The organism is Kitasatospora putterlickiae (genome assembly GCF_039527695.1).
Lineage (GTDB): Bacteria > Actinomycetota > Actinomycetes > Streptomycetales > Streptomycetaceae > Kitasatospora > Kitasatospora putterlickiae.
In genome coordinates this window covers 7,212-10,260 of the sequence record NZ_BAAAKJ010000295.1, presented here as the reverse complement: position 1 = coordinate 10,260, position 3,049 = coordinate 7,212, and the positions used below count along the sequence as shown (strand labels likewise).

Genomic DNA, 3,049 nt, shown 5'->3' with positions numbered 1-3,049 from the left:
CGCCGCAGGCGCCGCCAGGAGGCCGTGCTGGCCGCCGAGCGGGACCGGATGGCCGACGTCATCTCGGACATCCTCGCCGCCGACGACGACGGCGAGGGGGCGGTCACCATGCTGCGCGGCCAGGACCTGAAGGACACCCTGGTCGACGCGAACGCACTGCCCGCCGACGACCCGGACCGGCTGGCCGGGCCGTTCGCCCACATCGTCGTGGACGAGGCCCAGGAGCTGACCGACGCCGAGTGGCGGATGCTGCTGCGGCGCTGCCCGTCCCGCAGCCTCACCATCGTCGGCGACCGCGCCCAGGCCCGGGACGGCTTCGCCGAGTCCTGGCCGGAGCGCCTGGCGCGGATCGGCCTGGACCGCGTCGAGGTCGCCTCGCTGAGCGTCAACTACCGCACGCCGGAGGAGGTCATGGCGGAGGCCGAGCCGGTCATCCGGGCCGCCCTGCCGGACGCCAACGTGCCCACCTCGGTGCGCCGCAGCGGGGTGCCGGTCACCCACGGGACGGTCGCGGAGCTGGACGGCGTGCTCGGCGCCTGGCTGGACGCGCACGCCGAGGGTACGGCGTGCGTGATCGGCGACGCGGCCTTCACGGCGGCGTTCGAGCGGACGTGCCGCTCGGAGTTCGGCGGGACGCCCCGGATCCGCGCGCTCACGCCGTCGCTGGCGAAGGGCCTGGAGTTCGACCTGGTCGTGCTCGTCGACCCGGCGTCCTTCGGCGAGGGCGTCGCGGGCGCGGTCGACCGCTACGTCGCGATGACCCGGGCGACCCGCCGGCTCGTCGTCCTCACCGGCACCGAGCGCGCGTAGCCGACGACGCCGGTCGCGGCCCTCGACGGAAGGGGCCGCGACCGGCACGGTCGGATCACGTCCTAGCAGTTGGGGATGACGGTGCCGTTGTTGTCCTTGGCCGTGTCATTGCCCCACCGCGACAGGTAGAACGCCGACACCCACTGACCGCTGGGACCCACGTCCGGGTCCGTCCTCAACCACCAGTGGTTGAAGCTCCCACCACTGGACACCTCACGCCCCCACGTCTTGCAGTACACGTAGTTCGTCCCCTGGTACAGCGTCCCCGTGCCGGCGGTGGAGGTCGGGGAGCCGAACACCGGCGCGTTGGCGAAGGTGTCCACCCAGTACTTGCCGCCGCCCGGCTGAGGAGGCGTCGTGGAGGAGCCGTAGAGCCGGACGGCGCCGTAGTAGTCGCCGTGCGAGGAGAGCGCCGCCACCCGGACGTAGCCGCCGGAGTACGGGGCCTCGACGATCCAGCCCTGTCCGAGGTACATCGCGACGTGGTGGATGGTGGAGGCGGTGTTGCCGAAGAAGACCAGGTCACCGGGGAGCAGCGGCGCCGTTCCGTCCGCCCGGTGGTAGCGGGCGACGGCTCTGGAGGTCGGCCACTGGGTGCGGGTGGTGCCGTTGATGACGTCCTCGCCGACCGCCAGGTAGTAGGCGTAGCGGACCATGCCGGAGCAGTCCAGGCCCCGGACGTTGCAGTCGTTGGGCGCGCCGTTGGCGGAGTCGCAGAGGCCGTAGGTGGGGCCGGGCTTCGAGCCGTGACCGCCGCCCCACGAGTACGGGGTGCCGATCAGGCCGCAGGCGGATCGGACGGCGTCGTTGGCCTGCGACGCCGCGCCGGCGGAGAGCACCCCGCAGGCGGGCGCCGCCTGGGCGGCTCCGGCGCCGGCGAAGAACACCCCGACCGACACCAGCAGCGACAGCAGGGCCGCCCACCGTAAGGGGGCGATCAGCCGACGGGAGAGAGGGTTTACGCGCGTAGTCATGGTCACGAATCGTTCCAGCGACGCTGACGGCCGGTCAATGTTCCTTAGGTGAACATGGCGACACGCCCTTCACGGCTTTCCCACAGGTCCAACCTGTCCCCACCGACGCGGAACGGACTCGGACGACCCGGCCGGCCGTGACGCCCCGCACGGCGGAGCCGTCGAGGGCGGCGAGCTTGGCGCGAACGACGGCGCGGGCCCGCTCGGAGATCCACAACCGGAACGGCGGCTGCTCGGTGGCGGCAACGAACTCACCGGCCACGGCGCCGGGCCGGTCGCATTATCGGAATCCCATCAGCCGGTCAAGCACGCGGCACTCCGTGGGCGAGCCGCGCCCCGGCGAGTGATCATGGACCCATGCGGTTCGGGCACGACGGAGGAGGAGAGGGCGGCACCCCGGCGGGCGCGGACGGTGCCGCGCTCACGGCGGCGGCCGCGGCGCTCGCCGCGAGAGGCTTCGGCACTACCGACAGCAATGCGTCGGAGGCACTGGGTGGCGTTCTCGGTGTGCTGCCGGCCGGGGTCGCGCTGCTCGACGCGGAGCTGCGCTGGGTGTACCTGAACGCGGCGTTCACCACGGTCACCGGGCTGCGCCGGGCCGACCTGCTGGGCCGGCCGGCCGAGGCGACGGCGTTCGCCGAGGCCGTCGGCACGCTGCGCCGCGTGCTGGCCGACGGGCGGGACCGCGAGGGCGTCAGCGGCGGTCCGGACGGTCCGGACGCGCCGCTGCCGCCGGGCCTGCGGGTGCGGTACCGGGCACTGACCGCCGAAGGCCGGGTCACCGGCGTGCTGGTCCTGCTGCTGGACGACCCCGACCCGGTCCAGGAGCTGCGGCGCGAGCTCACCCGGGCCCGGACCCGCCTGGCGCTGCTGGAGACCGCCGCCGAGCGGATCGGCACCACGCTGGACGTCGACACCACCTGCGCCGAGCTGGCCTCGTTCGCCGTCCCCCGGCTGGCGGAGCTGGCCACCGTCGACGTGCTGCCGCCGGACGCCGACGCCCACACCGACCGCACCGGCCGCACCGGCCACATCCCGGGGCGGCGCTTCCGCCGGGCCGCGCTCGGCTGCGCGGACGGGCTGCGTCCGGCCATGGACCGGCTGCCCCGCCCCGGCGAGTCGGTCCGCCACCGGGAGGGCTCGGTGGCCGCCCGCGCCCTGGCCTCCGGGGTCGCCGTGCCGGTCGCGCCGGGCACCGCCGAGGAGCTGACCGGGGCGGCGCCCGATCCCGCCTCGGCGGCCGCCTACCGGGCCGCCGGGGTGAC

The 3,049-nt window shown here is 74.7% G+C and carries 2 protein-coding genes and 1 pseudogene; 2 read left to right on the top strand and 1 reads right to left on the bottom strand.

What is annotated here, in order from left to right; translation table 11 throughout:
* Positions 1–810 (top strand): annotated as a pseudogene (locus ABD308_RS28655) (AAA family ATPase); the annotation flags it as partial.
* A 62-nt stretch (positions 811–872) separates the two neighbouring features.
* On the opposite strand, the gene ABD308_RS28650 reads toward ABD308_RS28655, so the two are convergent.
* Positions 873–1,784, bottom strand: a complete 912-nt coding sequence (locus ABD308_RS28650) for a C40 family peptidase (protein WP_344340596.1) — start codon at positions 1,782–1,784, stop codon at positions 873–875.
* A 357-nt stretch (positions 1,785–2,141) separates the two neighbouring features.
* On the opposite strand from ABD308_RS28650, the gene ABD308_RS28645 reads away from it, so the two are divergent.
* Positions 2,142–3,049: PAS domain-containing protein (locus ABD308_RS28645; RefSeq protein ID WP_344340591.1), on the top strand; the 908-nt coding region annotated here is incomplete at its 3' end.